Origin of the sequence: Sphingobacterium sp. E70 (genome assembly GCF_019285695.1) — a bacterium.
Classification (GTDB): domain Bacteria; phylum Bacteroidota; class Bacteroidia; order Sphingobacteriales; family Sphingobacteriaceae; genus Sphingobacterium; species Sphingobacterium detergens.
Window position 1 is genome coordinate 5389619 of sequence record NZ_CP079104.1, and the last position, 20590, is coordinate 5410208.

Annotated in this window: 16 protein-coding genes and 7 pseudogenes; 8 read left to right on the top strand and 15 right to left on the bottom strand. The window is 39.5% G+C overall.

Annotated features, from left to right (window positions below):
* Positions 1-16 precede the first annotated feature (16 nt).
* Positions 17-2283, top strand: a pseudogene (locus KUH03_RS38535) (aconitate hydratase).
* Between the two features lie 176 nt (positions 2284-2459).
* Positions 2460-3332 (top strand): hypothetical protein, encoded by an 873-nt coding sequence (locus KUH03_RS38540; protein WP_257089942.1) that lies wholly within the window; start codon positions 2460-2462, stop codon positions 3330-3332.
* 109 nt (positions 3333-3441) lie between these two features.
* Here the strand turns inward: KUH03_RS38540 and KUH03_RS38545 are convergent.
* A pseudogene (locus KUH03_RS38545) lies at positions 3442-4276 on the bottom strand (MBL fold metallo-hydrolase).
* 245 nt (positions 4277-4521) lie between these two features.
* On the opposite strand from KUH03_RS38545, the pseudogene pckA reads away from it, so the two are divergent.
* Positions 4522-6137, top strand: a pseudogene (gene pckA / locus KUH03_RS38550) (phosphoenolpyruvate carboxykinase (ATP)).
* Positions 6138-6291: 154 nt separating this feature from the next.
* Here the strand turns inward: pckA and KUH03_RS38555 are convergent.
* The 8 genes and pseudogenes from KUH03_RS38555 to KUH03_RS38575 all read right to left on the bottom strand — a co-directional run bounded on the left by KUH03_RS38555 (position 6292) and on the right by KUH03_RS38575 (position 12584).
* Positions 6292-6782 (bottom strand): annotated as a pseudogene (locus KUH03_RS38555) (hypothetical protein).
* A gap of 91 nt (positions 6783-6873) precedes the next feature.
* Positions 6874-7035, bottom strand: coding sequence for a hypothetical protein (locus KUH03_RS38560; protein WP_257089944.1), 162 nt, complete (start codon positions 7033-7035; stop codon positions 6874-6876).
* 836 nt (positions 7036-7871) lie between these two features.
* Positions 7872-8060, bottom strand: coding sequence for a hypothetical protein (locus KUH03_RS38565; RefSeq protein WP_257089945.1), 189 nt, complete (start codon positions 8058-8060; stop codon positions 7872-7874).
* A gap of 210 nt (positions 8061-8270) precedes the next feature.
* Positions 8271-10229, bottom strand: coding sequence for a hypothetical protein (locus tag KUH03_RS47405; protein ID WP_373564565.1), 1959 nt, complete (start codon positions 10227-10229; stop codon positions 8271-8273).
* The gene (locus KUH03_RS47410) at positions 10169-10672 is read right to left on the bottom strand and encodes a hypothetical protein (RefSeq protein WP_306429309.1); all 504 of its coding nucleotides are present in this window, start codon (positions 10670-10672) and stop codon (positions 10169-10171) included. The genes KUH03_RS47405 and KUH03_RS47410 overlap by 61 nt, the downstream gene beginning before the upstream one ends.
* Positions 10673-10701: 29 nt before the next feature.
* A complete protein-coding gene (locus KUH03_RS47415; protein WP_306429310.1) occupies positions 10702-11298 on the bottom strand; it encodes a hypothetical protein in 597 nt (198 codons plus the stop codon).
* Positions 11277-11810, bottom strand: coding sequence for an AAA family ATPase (locus KUH03_RS47420; RefSeq protein ID WP_306429311.1), 534 nt, complete (start codon positions 11808-11810; stop codon positions 11277-11279). The genes KUH03_RS47415 and KUH03_RS47420 overlap by 22 nt, the downstream gene beginning before the upstream one ends.
* A 69-nt stretch (positions 11811-11879) precedes the next feature.
* The gene (locus tag KUH03_RS38575) at positions 11880-12584 is read right to left on the bottom strand and encodes a DsbA family oxidoreductase (RefSeq protein ID WP_257089946.1); all 705 of its coding nucleotides are present in this window, start codon (positions 12582-12584) and stop codon (positions 11880-11882) included.
* A gap of 175 nt (positions 12585-12759) precedes the next feature.
* Between KUH03_RS38575 and KUH03_RS38580 the strand changes: the two genes are divergently transcribed.
* Both KUH03_RS38580 and KUH03_RS38585 read left to right on the top strand, forming a co-directional pair.
* A complete protein-coding gene (locus KUH03_RS38580) occupies positions 12760-13146 on the top strand; it encodes a patatin-like phospholipase family protein (RefSeq protein ID WP_373564566.1) in 387 nt (128 codons plus the stop codon).
* A gap of 20 nt (positions 13147-13166) precedes the next feature.
* The gene (locus KUH03_RS38585; protein WP_257089947.1) at positions 13167-13508 is read left to right on the top strand and encodes a hypothetical protein; all 342 of its coding nucleotides are present in this window, start codon (positions 13167-13169) and stop codon (positions 13506-13508) included.
* Positions 13509-13599: 91 nt separating this feature from the next.
* On the opposite strand, the gene KUH03_RS38590 is transcribed toward KUH03_RS38585, so the two are convergent.
* The 3 genes from KUH03_RS38590 to KUH03_RS38595 are packed head-to-tail and all read right to left on the bottom strand — an operon-like array spanning position 13600 to position 14443.
* The gene (locus KUH03_RS38590) at positions 13600-14190 is read right to left on the bottom strand and encodes a glycerophosphodiester phosphodiesterase family protein (RefSeq protein ID WP_257089948.1); all 591 of its coding nucleotides are present in this window, start codon (positions 14188-14190) and stop codon (positions 13600-13602) included.
* The gene (locus KUH03_RS49820) at positions 14187-14303 is read right to left on the bottom strand and encodes a hypothetical protein (protein WP_373564567.1); all 117 of its coding nucleotides are present in this window, start codon (positions 14301-14303) and stop codon (positions 14187-14189) included. Before KUH03_RS49820 ends, KUH03_RS38590 begins: the two co-directional genes overlap by 4 nt.
* Positions 14304-14314: 11 nt before the next feature.
* Positions 14315-14443: a hypothetical protein gene (locus KUH03_RS38595; RefSeq protein ID WP_257089949.1), complete on the bottom strand. Its 129-nt coding sequence runs from the start codon at positions 14441-14443 to the stop codon at positions 14315-14317.
* Positions 14444-14868: 425 nt separating this feature from the next.
* Between KUH03_RS38595 and topA the strand changes: the two are divergent.
* The 3 genes and pseudogenes from topA (at position 14869) to cmk (ending at position 18376) form a co-directional block, all read left to right on the top strand.
* Positions 14869-17266, top strand: a pseudogene (topA, locus tag KUH03_RS38600) (type I DNA topoisomerase).
* Positions 17267-17268: 2 nt separating this feature from the next.
* Positions 17269-17682, top strand: coding sequence for a hypothetical protein (locus tag KUH03_RS38605; protein ID WP_120258027.1), 414 nt, complete (start codon positions 17269-17271; stop codon positions 17680-17682).
* A pseudogene (cmk, locus tag KUH03_RS38610) lies at positions 17682-18376 on the top strand ((d)CMP kinase). Before KUH03_RS38605 ends, cmk begins: the two are co-directional and overlap by 1 nt.
* Before the next feature lie 59 nt (positions 18377-18435).
* On the opposite strand, the gene KUH03_RS38615 reads toward cmk, so the two are convergent.
* From KUH03_RS38615 to KUH03_RS38625, 3 genes and pseudogenes are all read right to left on the bottom strand, one after another.
* The gene (locus KUH03_RS38615) at positions 18436-18729 is read right to left on the bottom strand and encodes a hypothetical protein (protein ID WP_120258025.1); all 294 of its coding nucleotides are present in this window, start codon (positions 18727-18729) and stop codon (positions 18436-18438) included.
* Between the two features lie 159 nt (positions 18730-18888).
* Positions 18889-20086, bottom strand: a pseudogene (locus KUH03_RS38620) (pyridoxal phosphate-dependent aminotransferase).
* A 95-nt stretch (positions 20087-20181) separates the two neighbouring features.
* On the bottom strand, positions 20182-20556 hold the full coding sequence (locus tag KUH03_RS38625) for a DUF1573 domain-containing protein (protein WP_077434338.1): 375 nt from the start codon (positions 20554-20556) through the stop codon (positions 20182-20184).
* Between the last annotated feature and the right edge of the window lie 34 nt (positions 20557-20590).

The following is a 20590-nucleotide window of genomic DNA, read 5'->3' on the forward strand; positions in this document are numbered from 1 at the left end:
CATAAATAAGAGAGATATGGCTTTTGATGTAGATATGATTAAAAAGGTGTACAGCCGTTATGATGAGCGCATTGCTGCGGCTCGTCAGGTGGTGAACAAACCTTTGACTTTATCTGAGAAAATTTTATATGCCCACCTTTGGGATGGTACTGCGACAGAAGATTACAAACGTGGCGTTTCATACGTTGATTTTGCCCCTGATCGTGTCGCGATGCAAGACGCAACTGCACAAATGGCTTTATTGCAATTTATGCAGGCTGGACGTCCAAAGGTAGCAGTTCCTTCTACCGTTCACTGTGATCACTTGATCCAGGCGAAAGAAGGTGCAGATAAAGATTTAGCTCGTGCTAAAAACGAAAGTTCGGAAGTATTTAACTTCTTGAGCTCTGTTTCAAATAAATATGGTATAGGTTTCTGGAAACCAGGTGCAGGTATTATCCACCAAGTTGTATTGGAAAACTATGCTTTCCCGGGTGGTATGATGATCGGTACGGATTCACATACTGTAAATGCTGGCGGTCTAGGTATGGTTGCCATCGGTGTGGGTGGAGCTGATGCCTGTGATGTGATGGCAGGTTTACCTTGGGAGCTAAAATTTCCAAAATTGATCGGTGTTAAATTAACCGGTAAATTGAGTGGTTGGGCTGCTGCAAAAGACGTGATCCTAAAAGTTGCTGGTATTTTAACTGTAAAAGGGGAACTGGCGCTATCGTTGAATATTTTGGCGATGGTGCAGAGTCTTTATCTTGTACAGGTAAAGGGACAATCTGTAATATGGGCGCCGAAATTGGTGCCACGACTTCAACATTTGGTTACGATGACTCCATGGAGCGTTACCTTCGTGCGACAGGTCGTGCTGAAGTTGCGGATGCTGCCAATGCCATCAAACAACACTTGACCGCCGATGCTGAAGTTTATGCTAATCCGGAGCAATATTTTGATCAATTGATTGAAATCAATCTTTCGGAACTAGAACCTTCGTTAAATGGCCCATTCACGCCAGATTTATATACGCCAGTGTCACGCATGCGCGAAGAGGCTGATAAAAATGGCTGGCCATTGAAAGTGGAGTGGGGATTGATCGGATCCTGTACAAACTCTTCGTATGAGGATTTGTCGCGCGCCGCTTCTATTGCCAAACAAGCTGTTGACAAAGGATTGATCACCAAAGCTGAATTTGGTATCAACCCAGGCTCTGAGCAGGTTCGTTTTACTGCAGATCGCGATGGTTTATTAAAAACATTCGAAGATCTTAATGCAACGATATTCACAAACGCTTGTGGTCCATGTATCGGTATGTGGGATCGTGTGGGTGCGGACAAGCAAGAGAAAAACACGATTGTTCACTCGTTCAACCGTAACTTTGCAAAACGCGCAGATGGGAATCCAAATACTTACGCATTTGTTGCTTCTCCAGAATTGGTTGCTGCAATTGCAATTTCCGGTGATTTGGGCTTTAATCCTGTTACGGATACATTAACGAACAATAAAGGTGAGCAGGTGAAGTTGGATCCTCCTGTGGGAGATGAATTACCAACAAAAGGATTTGCTGTTGATGATCCGGGATATCAAGCCCCTGCAGCGGATGGAAGTGCTGTTGTTGTTGACGTAGCGCCGACATCAGACCGTCTCCAATTGTTGGAACCTTTTGCAGCTTGGGAAGGTACAGACTTAAAAGGTTTGAAATTATTGATCAAAGCAAAAGGTAAATGTACGACGGATCATATTTCTATGGCTGGTCCTTGGTTGAAATACCGTGGTCACTTAGATAATATTTCCAATAATATGCTGATCGGTGCGGTTAATTTCTTCAACGAGAAAACCGATAATGTGAAGAATCAATTGACAGGTGAATATGGTCCTGTTCCGGCAACGCAACGTGACTATAAAGCACATAACATCGGATCAATTGTGGTAGGGGATGAGAACTATGGTGAAGGGTCTTCGCGTGAGCATGCTGCGATGGAACCTCGTCATTTGGGTGTCCGCGCAGTATTGGTTAAATCTTTTGCCCGTATCCACGAGACAAACCTGAAAAAACAAGGTATGTTGGGCTTAACTTTTGCGAACAAGGATGACTATAACAAAATTCAAGAAAATGATACAATTGATATCCTTGGCTTGACGGAGTTTGCTCCTGGCAAACCATTGACTCTTGTCTTGCACCATGCAGATGGAACGCAAGAGGAAATCTTGGCAAACCACACCTACAATGCACAACAGATCGAATGGTTTAAAGCCGGTGGTGCTTTGAATATCATCCGTAAGAATCAAGCGAAATAAATTGATTCCATAAAAATTTAGTTAAAAAGCTGCTTTCATCCGAAAGCAGCTTTTTTATGCAAGTTCAAGCGATGAAACATTTCTGTGATCTTCGTCATATTTTCCTAATTTCCATATAATTTATTTGGTTATAAAATAGAATGAGGGTACTTTTGCCCAACGTTTTTAGCGCCGATATGAGAAAAATATTTTTGACGATTGGAGCACTTGCATTAAGTGTTTCGAGTTTATTTGCACAGGAAAATCCAGAAATAGGAAAAAGCATTTTTAAACCAAGGAATTTAAGGACAGAAAGTAATAAAGGGAAGTTTTTTCTTTTTTTGGGGTATAACTTTTCTTCTTACGCAAAATCTGATATACATTTTACAGGTCCAAATTATGATTTCATCCTCCATGATGTAAAAGCGGGTGATCGCCCGACGAAATTTGGATCGACCTATTTTGATCCAGGGCGTTTGACTATTCCACAATTTAATCTGCATTTCGGTTACTATATCAAGGACAATTACTCTATTTCCTTAGGCTGGGATCATATGAAATATGTTGTGGATATTCCACAACAGGTTAAGATTACAGGTTATATTGGTGACGAAATCTCAAAACCTGGCATACCGACCGGAAATCGTGCGGGACAATATAATGGCGAAAAGATCACGGTGGATTCTGCAATGTTGACTTTTGAACATACGGATGGCTACAACTTTGCCTCAGTAGGGTTGGAGCGATACGATGATATTATCAACAACCGTAAAGGTCAACAGGTACTCACCATGGAGTCTGGCGTAGACGTAGGACTTTTGATTCCGCGTTCGGATGTACATCTTTTTGGTGAAGGCGGTAACCACTTCTGGAATATCGCCGGATATGGTGCTTCGGCAAAAGTTGGTTTACACTACCGTTTTTATAAAGGACTTTATTTACAAGGAAACTTTAAAACAGGTTGGACAGATTTGTACAATATTCGCACAACCGGTAGAAGAGGTGTTGACAAAGCAACACAGCAAATCTGGTTTTTTGAAAACTATTGGGCCTTGGGCTTTAGATTCTAACGATTTCAATTTATACTATCATAGGAAAGGGGCTGTCAAAAACAGCCCCTTTCTTATGATATATTTCCATCGGGAAACAAGATCATTTCATAAGCGAATCGAGGTTTTCCTAAATATCACTTAATTTAAAGATATCCTTTACCCGGATTCCTTTCTCCGTATGTTGCAAGGTACAGCATTCATTAATCGGATCATGCTCAAAGAAGAGAATATATTCATTTTCGACGATTTCATTCCAATAGCTATTACGTTCTTCCATCGTGACTAGTGGCCTCACATCATAGCCCATGACATAGGGGATGGGGATATGACCAACAGAAGGCAAGAGATCTGCCATATAAAGCACCGTCTTTCCCTTATATTGAATCTGTGGTAACATCATCGCTTCGGTATGGCCGTTGGCATAGCGGATGCTGATCTCCTTACCAAAGGGATCTTCACTATCTTCAACGAATTTCAATCGGCCGCTTTCTTGAATAGGAAGGATATTCTCTTTTAGAAATGATGCTTTCTCTCTCGGATTGGGGCTGTAGCCCAGGCCCAATGGTCACTATTGCTCCAAAAATCTGCATTTTTAAAAGCAGGAGATAATTTTCCCCTTCGCGGATAATCGCACCACCACAATGGTCAAAATGCAAATGTGTCAGGATAACATCCGTAATGTCGTTTCTGTCAAAACCAATATTTTTAAGAGATTTGTCTAAGGTAGCATCACCGTGTAAATAGTAATAACTGAAGAATTTTTCGTTTTGTTTATCGCCAAGCCCTGTGTCCACCAGCAGTAATCTGTTGCCTTCCTCAATGAGGAGTAAACGATTGCCCCATGTGCACATATTGTTGGAATCAGCCGGATTTGTTTTATTCCAGATACTTTTGGGAACCACTCCAAACATGGCACCGCCATCCAATTTAAAGAAGCCTGTTTCTATCGCATGTAATTTCATCTTATTAATATTTGTAAAGCTTGGAACAATTTACGAAAAATATAAATTATATGGACGGTACACGAACGGATTGTGCTAAAAAAATATGCTAAAAAGTTTAATTTATTTTACCTTTATAAATAACTGATAGTTAGCTTGTTGGTTTTGTGTTTTTTATACAATAAGCCTGATTTTTAGATAATTAAGTTTTGTTTTTAGCGAAATTTGCCTTTAACTTTGGGCACATTTTAAAACAAACAAAAAATATGAAAAAGGGTAACATTGGAAACGCGCCTGATTTGAAATATTTGAAAATTGATTATACAGGAAATGTATTTTATCAATTACCTGTTTCAGAGTTGGTCGAACATGCTTTAGCGAATCAAGAGGGAAGACTGTCTGACACTGGAGCATTAGCCGCTGATACAGGGAAATTTACTGGAAGATCCCCAAAGACCGGTTTTTGGTTGAGGATTCCTTAACTAAGGATGCTGTATGGTGGGGTGAAATCAATCAGCCGATGACCTCGGCCAATTTTGATGCATTATTTTCAAAGGTTGCTGCACATTTGAGTAACAGAACAATTTATGTTCGGGATTGTGCAGCAGGGGCTGACCCAGCATATCAATTATCCATTCGTGTTATCACAGAGACAGCTTATCAGAGTATTTTTGCCAACAATCTGTTTTTGAGATCTGTGGGTGATATCGATAGTCAACCGCAATGGTCAATACTCGCTGCGCCGACATTACTTATCGAGGATCCGCAACACTACGGTATTCGCAACGAAAATTTTGTAGCCATTGATTTTACAAAAAAGATGGTGTTAATTGCGGGAACGGGTTATACAGGTGAAATCAAGAAAAGTATCTTTTCCATTTTGAATTTTATTCTACCGCATGAACATAATGTATTATCCATGCACTGCTCGGCGAATACGTCCAAAGATGGTAAAACAGCCTTATTCTTCGGGCTTTCCGGAACGGGTAAGACCACATTATCTGCGGATAAAAACAGGAAATTGATCGGTGATGACGAGCATGGTTGGAGCGAGAAGGGGATTTTCAACTTTGAAGGTGGTTGTTATGCAAAATGCGTAGGACTTACAGAAGAAAAGGAACCTGAGATTTACCATGCTATCCGTTTTGGTTCCTTGCTTGAGAATGTTGTTCTGGATGAGTTTGATCGACCAGACTATGACGATATCAGTAAAACCGAAAATACGCGGGTTTCCTATCCGATCGATTTCATGGAAAACGCTGAGATGACGGGAATAGGTCATGCACCTGAAAATATTTTCTTTCTGACTGCAGATGCTTTTGGTGTATTGCCACCGATTTCATTGTTAACAGTAGATCAGGCAGTCTATCATTTTGTGAGTGGTTATACGGCAAAAGTAGCTGGTACCGAGGTAGGGGTGAAGGAACCTACTGCAGCCTTCTCAACATGTTTCGGTCAAGCATTCTTACCTCTACACCCAGCGAAGTATGCTGCGTTACTGCGGGCTAAACTGGAGCAAAATCCCAAGATCAAAGTATGGTTGGTTAATACAGGTTGGATTGCCGGTCCTTATGGTATCGGACGTCGTATTAAACTGAACTATACACGGGCTCTAATTCGTGCTGCAATGGATGGCTCACTATTGGAGGCTCAATTTAATAAGCATGAGATTTTTGGATTGGATTATCCGACCAGCTGTGGCGAATTTGTTCCTGAACAGATTCTAGACGCTAGAGGATTATGGAACAATAACGAAGCCTATGACATGCAAGCTAAACGATTAGCAAAATTGTTTATCGAAAATTTTGAAAAATTTGATCATTCAATGCCAGCTTCGGTACAGATGGCTGGTCCTCGGATCGCAACGACAATACTTGTTTAAAAGTATAGCATTAATTAGCGTGCAAAGCCTTCAAAAAGACATTGTCTTTTTGAAGGCTTTTTTATAGACGCATTTTAATTGTGTTTGTTCACAAAAGAATCCAATTTCTCCTGTTCATTTCCGGCAATTGCATTGATAATTATCCGAAAAGCTGCTAAGCGAGCTTTCTTTTATTGTCTTTGTCGATTTCAAACCAAGGCGACTTTTTGGTGGCGGTCGTTTTAAAGAGTTTTTCAATATAACCCGTATAAACATCCCATTTTTCCTGTGCCTGTTGATCCAAAACCCCAACCTTCCAGTGCTTTAGGATATCTTCTTGTCGCTCCTTTAAGCGTTCCGCCTGCTCTTCTTTACTGATGCTCAGAAACAGCTTGATTAGGATAATACCATCATCAATCAATTGCTTTTCAAATTCCGGTACCTGTTGCATAAATAATTCATGCTGCTCCTTTGTACAAAAATCAAATACAGGCTCTACCACCGCACGGTTATAATAACTACGGTCGAAAATGACCATTTCACCGGCATTGGGTAGATGCTTGATATAGCGTTGAAAGTACCACTGACCATTCTCCTCAACAGTTGGCTTAGGTAATGCCACAACACGTACCTTTTGGGATTTAAATGCTCGGTCACCCGACCAATTGTACCTCCCTTTCCAGCAGCATCTCTTCCTTCAAATATAATGACAACACGTTTCCTTTTTCAATGATATCATATTGTAATTTGAGCAAGGTTACCTGTAGATCATAGAGCTCTTTTTCATAGTCATAGACATCGTTAAATTTTTGATTTCCAAAATCCCATGTTGCTCTAAATAGTCAAGAACATCTTTGTTTTGACGGATTTTTTCAAGCTCTTTTAAATCGTATTCTGCCATATTAATTGGTTTTTTCAAGTTCGTTCACCTAAAGTTACTTATTGAATTGTTAAAAATGTCAAAATTGAAATAAATCAGACCAACACATGTAATATTGATCCAAAAGCCAACGTTATAAGGAAAAGCAATGCAAAAGGATGCTTTGATTAAGAATTGGACTTTTCATAAATTTAGGTTAATAATTGGTTAGGTTAGCCCGGAGTTCTCAACTTCGGGCTTTTTGTTTTTATGCAGTAAAGTTTTCGGGTATCCAATTAGCTCTCCGGTGAAAGACTTGAACTTAAATCTGGTACGAATATACCATAGGTTAGGATCGTGTATTGTTGAATCGTTTTCAGGTATTCAATTTGCTTTCCAGCAAACGTCTTCGACTCGCAGGTCCCCATAATTATCCAAGGCTGAGGGGCATATATTGTTTTCGAATATCCCGCCTGAGCCTCCGACGAACGACTTTGGTTTGTATGCTCTCCTAAAAATAGGAAGGATAGGAGAGTTATTATTTAAATGTTAAAAAATGTTAAAGAAATGGTAATCATATAATTAATTGAGATATGCTTCGTTTTAATTTCAAATACTTTTCATAAAATAGGTTAATATATGGCTAACGAAAGCTCAGGGTTCCCCACTCTGAGCTTTTTATTTTTTGATTAATCAGAATGGTCTTTTAGTGAAGAATAAATGGCCTCTAATAAAAATAGGAAGTCGTGCCTATTATAGATTATCCGTTTATAGGTTATCCGTATGCTGGATAATTTTCGAAGAGTGATTGTAGACTTTCAGCTTTATGCCAACTTCCTGCCCGGAGGGGTTTTTGATGGACACACTTCCTTTATGCCCGATGTTCAGGGAATATTCTATGTCTTTTTCATGATGATTTCACTGGTGTCAGTCGCTAACGCTATGGTATTGCTCGATTTATTGACGGCCTCGATAGAAAATGTGCTCGCGTTCTCTGTCGAAATCTTTAAGAATTTATGTGCTGGGACCACTGTATTGATATACAATGTGTATTTATCTTTTTGCCTAGCTTGTTTATTTGGCAAGACTGTAAGATTGCGCAGGTCAATAGCGCAGCTAATAATTTCATAATTTAACCGTTGATAATTAGAAATTAAAAAATAAAGTTCATTTATCCTAATATTTACTTATTCAGGTTGCTCAAAAAGCCTAACTTAAAGAGGGGAATATGATGTGGCGTAAAAAGCCCTACAATTTGCTTGTAGGGCTTTACTATTCTTTTAAATAAAATAACGTTAAGCTACTTCTCTTAAATCTACTGCAACTACACGCGATACACCTTGTTCAACCATGGTCACGCCATAGATAATATCTGTACTTGCGATTGTTTTCTTATTATGGGATACAACAATAAACTGTGAGTTTTTGGAAAAATCACGAATGATATTGTTGAATTTATCAATATTGGTATCATCCAGCGGAGCATCCACCTCATCAAAAATACAGAAAGGTGCCGGCTTTGACAGATACAAGGAAAATAACAATGCCGTAGAGGTCAAGGTTTTCTCACCACCCGATAGCTGGTTGATGGATAATGGGCGTTTTCCTTTTGGCTGAGCTATGATATCAATATCCGAATCCAATGGATTGCTTGGATCAGTCAAAACGAGATCACAGCTGTCTTCTTCATTGAATAATGAACGGAATACTTTAACAAAATTGTCCCGTACAGCATTGAAGGTAAACATAAACTGCACCTTTGCGGTATCATCTATTTCTTTGATTGTTGCCATTAATGAACCTTTTGCTTCGATCAGATCTGCTTTTTCCTTATTGATAAAGTCATAACGCTCATTCATCTCATCAAAGGCCTCTTTGGCCATTAAATTGATCGTTCCAAACTCATCGAGCTGCTTTTTGAGTTTGCTGCATTTTGTCACTAAACTGGATTGATCTTCGGCTATTTCAGGTACATCCTCACGTTCGATCAGATCTTTCAATTCGATATTAAATTCGACCGATAGACGTTCTTTTAGTGCATTGAGATCAATTTGTAAGGCTGTTTTCTTATCCTTAATCTCACCGATAAGAAAGTCACTCTGTTCTTTTGAGCGGCGTTGCTGCGTCAATGAATCTTCCAGATTATTGATCTGTTGCTTGTCCGCATAATACGTTTCCTCTAGCTCTTTTAGGCCGTCTTCCAATGAAATCTTCTGCTCATACATAGCAATAAGATCTGCATCTTCTTCGTCCTCAAATGGAATCGTAGTTCGCAATGCTTCCTGTACTTCAACGAGTTCAATACTATTTCGCTCGATACGGATTTCATGATCATCTTTTTGGGTCTCTCTGAATTCGAGATCCTTGCTAATATTAGCGACTTTATTCAGTTGTTGATGATAACTGATATTTTCCTGATTATAGGCAATGGATTTTTCGTTTAATATTTCTGAAATTTCATGGAATTGATCCTGTAATTCGGAAAGTTCAGTTACACTTTGATCTTTTTCTATACGTAATTCCTGAAGCTGAGGTTCGGCAACCGTAAGATCCGACTCGATAGTTGCAATTTTTTCCTGGATATCTTTTTTCCGTATTTGCGAATTGTTGATGAAAGCTTGATATTGCTCCTGTTTGGTTTTTACCGTAATCAACTCATTGTTGAGTCTGTTCAGTTGAAAACGTAGTTCATCAATAAGTTCTTTTTGGGAGTTGCCACGCAAAGTCTCCACACGTGCTGTTTCAGCCGTTATTTTGTCTTCAAGTTTTGCAATCTCCAGATTAAGCGCTTTAATTTCCTGTGAGAGAACCTCCAGGTTTTTCGCTCTGCCGATACGTTTTCCTTCGAATAATCCGACCGATCCGCCCGAAAGGCCTAAATGATGCTTGGCGTAACGGCCATTCTTCTGTAGGATGACCTGTCCAGCTTCAGGAAGTTTCTGCTCCATTTCCTTTTCGCCTTCCTGCTTTAAAATAAAGACATGCTGAAGGAGTAGGGTACAAAGCGCTTTATATTTTTCATCCACAGTGATCACATCCAGAGCGGACATGAGATTGTCATGTGAAGGAAGGGGCTGTTTAACGGTTGTATCTATGGCATCCAGAACAAAGAAATTGGCACGGCCTTTTGCGGCGTCGCTCAATAACTGGATGGCCTGTACGGCATCCTGTTGGGTCTCGACAACATAATGGTTCATGATCGGTTCCAGGTAATTTTCAATTGCAACACGATAGTCTTCCTGGCAAAATAGCACATCGGAGAAGAGCGGTGGCTGCTTTTTCCAACCCGCATTTTCTTCAAGAATCGAATAGAATCTGGGAAACCCTCTAAATTGTCAATAAGGGATTTTGTCAGATTATATTCATTCTGTTTGGCATCAACCAATCTAAGGTCTTTCGCAAGTTGTGCTTTAAACTCCTCCAAATTTGTCTGACATTGAAGGATCTGCATTTGCAGTTCTTCCTCCAGTTGATTGGACGAATCATACTGCAACTGCTGCGCTTCAACACGACCTTCCAATTCCGCTACAGCACTGTTAAATTGCTGTAATTCTGCTTCCTTCGATTCGGTATCCACATTGTTGCGGACAGCTTCCTGAAGAAGGGCTTCTTTTTGGATATTAAAAACAGCGAGATCCTTCTCGAGTTTATAAATCTTAGCCTGAAGTTCCGCATTGCTTTTGTTGAAGATATCCAATTTCCCCTTGGCAGATTGTTGTTGACCCCTCAGGCATCTACCTCAGATTTATTGGATTCCAGATTGTCTTTGAGTGAATCAAGTTTATTCTGTTCATCAAATAGCTCCTCATTCAGTCTTTTAATGGTATAAAGGACGTGATTCAGTTGTTGCTTGTCGCTATTGACATCAAGATTTAATCGATTTTCTTTATCCTGAAGATTTTTGACTTTCTCATTTTTGATCTTCTTTTCCGATTCATAGCCACGGATTTTGTTAACAAATTCTTGTGTAGCCTTTTGTTGTACAGAAAGGTTCTTCTCCTGCTCCAAATTTACCTGACGCAGTGATTGAAGTTCAGTTTCCGCATGGAGAATTAATTGCTGGGAATTTGCGGAATCCTTTTGGACTTTAGATTCCTGCGTTTGAAGTCGATCAAGTTCAGTCGAGAAATCAGCAATTCTATAATAAGCAAGATCAATGCTACTTTGGCGATATTCCTGCTTGAGTAGGGTATATTTCTCCGCCTTTTTAGCTTGATTTTCTAACGATTTAAGATTTTTCGTGATCTCATAGAGCAAATCGTCTACCCGGCTGAGGTCAGCTTCCGTATCTTTTAATTTTGTTAGTGTCTGTTTTTTGCGCACCTTGTATTTTGAAATACCGGATGCTTCCTCAAAAGATTTCTACGTGAATTGTCTTTGTTATTGATGATCTCATCGATCATTTTCAACTCGATGATGGAATAACTATCTGCACCGACCCCTGTATCCAAAAATAAATCCGTGATATCTTTTAAACGACATTTTACATCATTCAAACGATACTCACTATCCCCATTTCGGAATAGTTTACGTGTTACCGTAACAGTAGAGAATTCTGTTGGGAGGATATTATTGTTATTATTGAAGGTCAAGGAAACTTCCGCAAGATTAGCTGGTTTTCTGTTCTTTGTTCCGTTAAAAATAATGTTTTCCATTTTATCCGAACGCAGCATCTTTGTACTTTGTTCACCAAGTACCCAGCGTATTGCATCCACCACATTGGATTTCCCACATCCATTTGGTCCGACAATCGCGGTAACACCGTCATTGAAGTTGATCGTGATCTTGTCTCCGAAACTCTTAAATCCCTTTATTTCTAGTTTGGTTAACTGCATTTATACCAAATTTGTTTGTCGTTATAAGCTTGCGAAAATAGTAAATTAAAATAAAACTTTTTTCTTTCTTTACTCACATTTTCCTGTTTCAGGATCGCAAGAAGGCCCTTCTTCACCTCTTTGTTGTAATGGGACGGATTGGCTTGCCAAACACTCTTTGATCGTATTGTGAAAAACTTCCATAGGTTGTGCACCGGGAATTGCATACTTCCGGTCAAAGACAAAGAATGGTACACCACGAAGACCGAGGTTGACACCTTCCTGAATGTCCTGACTGACATCGTAAGCATAGTTGTCAGACGCTAAAAGCTCCTGAACCGCTTCAACAGGGAGACCTACTTGTTTCGCCAGTTCAACAAGGGTTGCATTATCGTTGACATCTAAACCGTCGGTAAAATGGGCTTTGAATAATGATTTTTTCAAAGCAGTTCCTTTTTGATGGGTCTGCGCAAAATGAAGAAGACGATGTGCTTTTTTGGTATTGACGACAATTGCTTTATCAAAGTTTAATGCGATACCAAGTTCTTTACCTTGCGCACTGAGTTGTGCCGTCATTGCCACGACATCATCCATACTCATCCCTTTTGTACGGACAAGGTAATCGTAGGTTGGCATTCCCGGAGCGTCTTCGGGAAATTCTGGATTGAGCTGATAGGATTTCCAGGTAATCTCTGCTTGTACATCTTGCTCAACTTCCTGTAGGGCCGACTCAAGCTTTGTCAAGCCAATATAACAAAACGGACAAATGATGTCCGACCAAATTTCTATTTTCATATTTCTTATTTTACTCCGTATATTGTAATCAAAAATACATATAATAACGGTGATTATCGGATTACATTGTTGGGTCAATGTCAACATCATTATATTGCAGGTCTAAGTATATGTCAGAGAAAGATTTTTTAAATCGTAAAGTAACACTCGTCCTCGGGGGCGGGGAGCGAGAGGATTGGTACATATCGGTATTATCCGCAAACTAGAGGAAATGGGCTTTGAGATCGATGAAATTGTGGGTTGTTCCATTGGCGCATTGGTCGGCGGAATTTATGCCCAGGGAAAGATGGATGTGCTGGAAGACTGGATGCATAATCTAACAAAGAAATCGGTTTTCAATATGATGGATTTCAGCTGGAAGGGTCTGGGAATGATGAAAGGGATTAAGGTTTTTAATGCCTTGAAATCGGTTATTCCCGATGCGAATATAGAAACGTTTCCTATTTTATTCAAGGCTGTTGCTACTGATCTGAATTATGAAAAAGAAGTCGTACTCGATTTTGGAAGTATGTATGACGCAATACGGGCTTCTATTGCAATACCGGCTGTTTTACAGCAGTAGAGGAAGACACGCATGTCTATGTGGATGGCGGAGTTCTCAATCCATTACCCATCAACCACGTCACACGAAAAGAAAATTTAATTATAGCGGTCAATCTGGAATCAAAACCGGATAAACAGTATTCTGTTATCAAAAAATTGGATACAAAAACCTCAAATTCGCTGGATATTCTACAAGCTTCCTATTATGTGATGCGCAGAAAAATGAGCCGTATGATTATTGATCTCTATCGTCCGGATGTTGTTGTCAACATCCCTTATAACATCTGTAATTTGTGGGACTACCACCGTGCAGAGTTTTTAGTTCAAAAAGGCAGGGAATACATTGATAAAGCCCTTAAAAGTAAGACCAAAATAGAGTAGTGCACTGTGCACTACTCTATTTTGGTCTTTCATATTTAGATCATCAAGAATTGAACAGGGAGCTCTTTGATCGTTGTCAAGAAATCAAGGATTAAAACAGATTGGGATAGTCACTGATAATTCCATCTACTTTCAGTACCTTCAATTGCTCAATCTCTGTTTTATTATTTACTGTCCACGGAATTACCTTGACATTTGCTTTATGGTATTGTTTGACAAATTCGCTGGTCACCAGCTTATAGTGTGGGCTAATGATGAAAGGAGTAAAACCTAATGCTGCGATTGTCTCCTGTGCATTTTTTGTATAGTTGCCATCGATAAGATAAGAAACTTTTAATTGTGGGTAGGCTTTGTTTAGATACTTGACTGCCCGAATATCAAAGGATTGAATGATGGTACGAGCTGCAATTTTTTTCTCTGTGATCACCTGTACCATTAAATCAACGAATTCTTCTACTCTGGGATGATAGATGCCGTCTTTATCCTCTTTACTTTTCACCTCAATATTATAAAACATAGGCGCTGTTCTCTTTTGGAGGGCATAGGCTTCTGTACTATCGATGAGGTCGGCGAGTTTTGCAATACGCGTAACTTGTTTTTTCTGTTCTGGAAACTCCTTATAAAATTTGGAACCAATATCGTACTTGATCAGGTCTTTATAGTTCATTGCATATATTTTCAATGATTTATCTTTTCGGAAATCTCAGTGCCATCTGGTTTTAATACAAATTTGGGATTGAGATAATCGTCGTGAAAAACAACGACTTTCCGATCTTTTGTAATGTGACAATCCATTTCCAGTGTTGTTACCCGGGGCAGATCAATTGCATTTTCATGGCAGCAATAGATTCTTCGGGGTAGAGGCCACGTCCGCCACGATGTGCTTCCAAACTGAGTTTAGGGAAGCTGTTGGTTGTTTTTTGGGAATCTTTCATAACTGAACAAGACACAGATGATAATAGCAGACCAAAAAGGCTATTCTAAGAAGACTTCTTTTCATTATTATTATATTTAAACAAAATAAGGGTGAATTACCCCGTTTTGAATAGGCGAATATACATAACCTATTTTACTTTGAAGGTTTCGCATGCTTGATTTTATCTTTTTTCGAATGTGTTTTCGAAACAGAACAAACTAAAATGAATCGTTGAAATTATTGAAGTGAAGAAAAACGAAGTTTTAAAGGTCTGTTAAATATCATTCTTTACAAGAAGAAAGCCTTTTCGGAACGATTACAGCGGAATCGAAAATCGGATAGTACACTTATATGTTAAGGCGAAATCTATTTTTTTGTCTTTTTTGCAAGAAATTATTGTCATTCCTTTTAGAATTCCCTTTATTTGCACAAATCTCAAATTAGATGGCGAAAAATTTATTGATAGTTGAGTCTCCAGCGAAAGCAAAAACGATAGAAGGATATTTAGGTAGTGATTTTTGGTAAAGTCAAGTTATGGACATATCCGTGACCTGGTGAAAACCGATGATGCAATTAATACAGAGAATAATTTCGAACAGAAGTACGAAGTTCCCTCTGATAAAAAGGCTGTCGTAAGCGAGCTGAAAAAATTAGCTAAGGCAGCAGAAACTGTATGGCTCGCATCCGATGAGGACCGGGAGGGGGAAGCTATCTCTTGGCATTTATTTGAGACATTGGGACTGAAAGATGAAAGTACTAAACGTATTGTGTTTCATGAGATCACGAAACCAGCCATACTAAAAGCCATCGACAATCCCCGTAAAATAGATTATAATCTCGTTAACGCACAACAGGCGAGACGCGTATTAGATCGATTGGTGGGCTTTGAGTTGTCACCCGTTTTATGGAAAAAGGTGAAACCATCTTTATCTGCGGGCCGTGTGCAATCTGTTGCCGTGAGGTTGATCGTCGACAGGGAACGTGAGATTAACAAATTTGAACCTGAGGCTGCGTTTAAGATCGTTGCTTTCTTTCATACAGGTAAGGTTAAAGATAGTTTTAAAGCTGAACTTCCACAACGATTTGCGACAGAAGCGGAGGCTACACAATTTTGGAAGACTGTAAGGCGGCTTTGTTCTCCGTTAAAAATCTGGAGACAAAACCATCGAAACGTTCGCCAGCAGCTCCATTTACTACTTCTACCTTACAACAGGAAGCGAGTAGAAAACTTGGATTCTCTGTGGCACGTACCATGCAAGTTGCCCAGCGTCTGTATGAGTCCGGACGTATCACCTATATGCGTACCGACTCAGTCAATTTGAGTGATACTGCAATAGACGCAGCTGAAAAAGAAATTAAATCGGCATATGGTAACCAATACCATAAAGTAAGAAGATATAAAACAAAAACTTCGGGCGCACAGGAAGCGCACGAGGCTATACGTCCTACTTATTTTTCTGAACATACCATTGAAGGCGATTCTGCTGAAAAGCGATTGTACGAACTGATTTGGAAGCGGGCAATTGCTTCCCAAATGAGTGAAGCTGAATTTGAGCGGACACTAGCGAAAATTTCGATTTCTACACGTTCAGAAGATTTAAACGCTTCGGGTGAGGTGATGAAATTTGATGGTTTTCTGAAAGTCTATATGGAATCTGTAGATGATGATCAGGAGACAACCCTTGATGAGGACAGTGATAATGCAATCCTTCCACCATTGACAGTTGGTTTACAACTGACCTTAAAAAGTATGTCTGCGACGGAACGTTTTACAAGACCTCCGGCACGTTATACTGAGGCTGCATTGGTGAAGAAATTAGAGGAACTGGGTATCGGAAGACCTTCGACCTATGCACCAACAATTTCTACGATCCAAAATCGTGGCTATGTTGTGAAAGAAGAAAGAGAGGGGCGATCACGTGATTATCGTGTGTTGACACTAGAGAACACGGAATTAAAAGCTGTCACTAAGACGGAAATAACAGGAGCAGAAAAAGGGAAAATGTTCCCAACGGATATCGGTATTGTTGTGAATGATTTTCTTGTAGAGCATTTCAATGGTATTGTAGACTTTCACTTTACTGCGAATGTGGAGAAAGAGTTTGACGATATTGCACATGGATTGACCGAATGGACAAAAATGTTGCACGATTTCTATGGGCCGTTTCACTCTGAAGTTGAAGATACATTGGAGAATGCTGATCGGGCCAACAATGAGCGTGAGCTAGGTGTAGATCCGGTTTCAGGTAAACCAGTCTCTGTACGTATTGGGAAATTTGGGCCTTTGGTTCAGATCGGTTCTCCTGATGACGAAGAAAAACCTCGATTTGCATCCCTACGTAAAGGACAGATGATTGAAACAATCACCTTTGAGGATGCGATGGAGTTATTCAAATTGCCCAAAAAAGTTGGGGTATTTGAAGAAAAGGAAATGACCGTTGCTATTGGTCGATTTGGGCCTTATATCCGTCATAACTCGGCTTTCTATTCCTTGCCAAAAGGAGTAGATCCTTTGGATGTAACCGAAGAGGAATGCATTCAGATCATTCAAGAAAAACGTCAGAAAGATATTGAAAAAGTGATCCGCGTTTTCGATGAAAATCCGGATGCGCAGATTGAACAAGGCCGTTGGGGACCGTTTATTCGTTTTGGTAAGCAGAATTTGAAAATTCCGAAAGGAACGGAAATCGAAAAGATCAGCTACGAAGATGTGTTGAAGTGGGCCGAAGCGGATGCTCCGAAGGGGAAAGCCGTGAAAGCAAAAACTGCCGAAAAGAAAACAGTTGCTAAAAAAGCAACAGCAAAGAAGGCTCCAGCTAAGAAAACGACAAAGTCTAAATAAGGATGAAAGCAGATTTGCCAGAAAATATAGTAAAAGATATCATGATAGCCGTGGTTTTGGAGGGCGAGACCGTGGAGACGAAAAACTGGACAGTGTATGTTATCAACGATAAGAATATCGCAATACAGAATGTGCTGATCAGTTCAAAAGGGTATGGTGAAAAGGATGGGAGACAGGTCACCACAACAACATTACGGCATTTCATCGGAAATATAGAGCCTAAATCCTTTGATCGGGTTGAAGCGATCGATGAGCAGGTATTTGGGCTAACCAACGAATATTGGTTGAGCTTTTATATTGACAATATTATTTACGATAAAAAATATATCTTTTTACCAGAAAGCATCGTGGATGGTAATTTAACTAAAGTACCTTTAGTGAATAAGCCCGGTGTCATCATAGGAGGAAATGAATAATGAGTGGAAGACACAATTTTATTATCGCCATAGATGGCTTTTCCTCTTGTGGAAAAAGTACGCTTGCCAAAGCTTTAGCTAAAAAGCTGAAATTTGCCTTTATTGACAGCGGCGCGATGTACAGAGCGGTAACGCTTTATTTTATTCGTCATACTATTGCACTGGATGATCAGGAAGCAATTGATCAGGCATTAAATGAGATCCATATTGACTTTATTCCAAATGCTGTCAAAACGGAGATTCACCTCAATGATGAAGATATTTCGGAAGAAATCCGTCAAATGTACATTTCTGATAAAGTCAGTGATGTAAGTGCAATTAAAGCAGTACGAACCGCAATGGTGGCGCAACAACAAAAATTGGGTAGCCGGAGAAATATTATTATGGATGGCCGGGATATTGGTACTACCGTTTTCCCTGATGCCGATCTGAAGATCTTTATGACTGCAGATCCGAAAGTTAGGGCAGCTAGAAGATACCTGGAATTGACCGAGAAAGGGAGGATGTCACACTCGAAGAGGTTGTTGAAAATCTTGCCAATCGGGATCGTATTGATAGTACACGCGCTGAGAGCCCACTGCGACAAGCCGAAGATGCTATCGTATTGGATAACTCAAATTTGACTCCAGAACAACAACTACATTTTGTTGAAGAGGAGTATCTGAAAGTCAAAGCAGCAAGAATACAAGCTTAAACGCGATATAACAAAAAATGCCGATTGAAAAATCGGCATTTTTTGTATTTTGAAGACAACTATTTTATACTATTGATTTGTTGTTGCTCCAATAACTTTTCTACATTGTTTTTCTCACCAAACTCTGCTGTCTGTTCTTGAAAAGATTCCAGAAGCGCTTTGATAGCGTCTGAATTATCTGCTGTACGTTGATAGATTTCGGGAATTGTCTGTTCAATCTTCTTATCACCGAGTTCGATGTTATCAACTTCGATTTTGCCTATCTTTTCTAAAACAGCTTGTTGGCTATTTCTGACATCTTCTAATTCTCTCGCTATTTTTTCCATCAATTGGAATTTCTTCAATTTATCCATATGCAATATCTTTAGTTATACTGTAATAAGAACAATGTCGCTAGAAAGTTTGTTTTGTTTTTTTAAAATTGATAAGAAAACTGCCCTTATGATAGCGCTGAGGCATAAAAAAGCCAGTCCAAAAAGGGACTGGCTCTAACAACATATAATTGTTGTTTTTTAAATCGTTCTTCCTGGATATACTTCTAGTGCTTTCTCCAAACAGATCAATGCGTTTTTAAGATCATTTTGATTCAGGACGTAAGCTAGGCGAACCTCATTGGTTCCGGCACCTTCTGTGCTATAGAATCCTGTTGCCGGAGCCATCATGACCGTTTCGTTATTGTAGGAAAACTCCTCCAATATCCATTGGCAGAATCTATCCGCGTTGTCGATCGGCAACTTAGCAACCACATAAAATGCACCTCCCGGATTAGGAGAGTATACACCATCAATTGCATTTAATCCACTGACCAATGCATCTCTTCTGGCCGTATATTCTTTAGATACTGCCTCAAAGTAGCTGTCTGGAGTATCCACAGCAGCTTCGCCGGCAATTTGTCCCTCCAAAGATGGACTTAGGCGTGCCTGAGCAAACTTCAATGCCGTCTGATATAATTCTTTATTTTTGGTGATAATACAGCCTATACGGGCACCACATGCTGAATAACGTTTTGAAACCGTATCAAAGATAACAACATTATTCTCGAGGCCTTCCAAGTGCATCGGAGATATAAACTCTCTGCCATCGTAACAAAATTCGCGATAAGCCTCATCGGAGAAAAGATAGAGATCATATTTCAGACAAAGCTCTCTTAATGCTTCCAGCTCTTCTCTCGAATAAAGATAACCTGTCGGATTGTTGGGATTACAGATGCAGATTGCTTTGGTTTTCTCGGTAATTACTTTCTCAAATTCAGCAATGGAAGGTAGTGCAAATCCACTTTCAATATAAGACATGATCGGTTTGATCACAATGTCCGAAGAACAGGCAAAACCATTGTAGTTTGCATAAAACGGTTCTGGGATAATCACTTCCTCACCTTCATTTAAGCAGGCTTGCATGGTGATTGTGATCGCTTCTGAGCCACCATTGGTTACCAGGATGTCAGTAGGTTCAATATTGTAATTTAGCTTGTTATAATACTCGGCTAATTTTTTTCGGTAGGTGGCGGTACCTTCAGAAGGTGTATAAGCCCATACTTTGAAATCAATATTTTTCAAAGCATTAAGCATAATTTCAGGTGTTTGGATATCTGGTTGCCCGATATTTAAGTGGTATATTTTTTACCTTCTTTTTTGCTTGATCAGCATAAGGCGTCAGTTTTCTGATGGGTGACGCAGGCATATTTAGCCCTTTTTCTGATATTACTGGCATTATAGTTTTTTTAAAATTAGTTGTGCAAAGCTAACCAAAATAAAACGAAAAAAGCCACATCTAGATGTGGCTTTTTCGTTTTATCTGTTGGATTTTTATTCCACAATCCCTTTAATATAAAGCGTCTTTACAGGTGTTTTGGTATTCGATTGTACCGTAAAACTTTTGGTAAATGGCGCTTTGGCCGCGGCGTTATAAGTTACCTTGATTGTTCCTGTTTCTCCTGGTTTGATTGGAGTTTTAGTGAACTCGGCTACCGAACAACCACAAGTCGGGACTACATTCGAAATGATAATAGGCTCACTGCCTGTGTTTGAAAATTTAAAATTATATGATACAGGTGTTCCAGCCGGAATCTTGCCGAAATCATGTGTTTCTTTTTCAAATTTAAATTCCCCTTGTCCAGCTTGCATAGACGAAAAACCGATAAAGGAAATGATCACTGCTAAGATTGTTATATACTTTTTCATGCTTCTAAGATATTACTTTGTGATTAAACTAGTA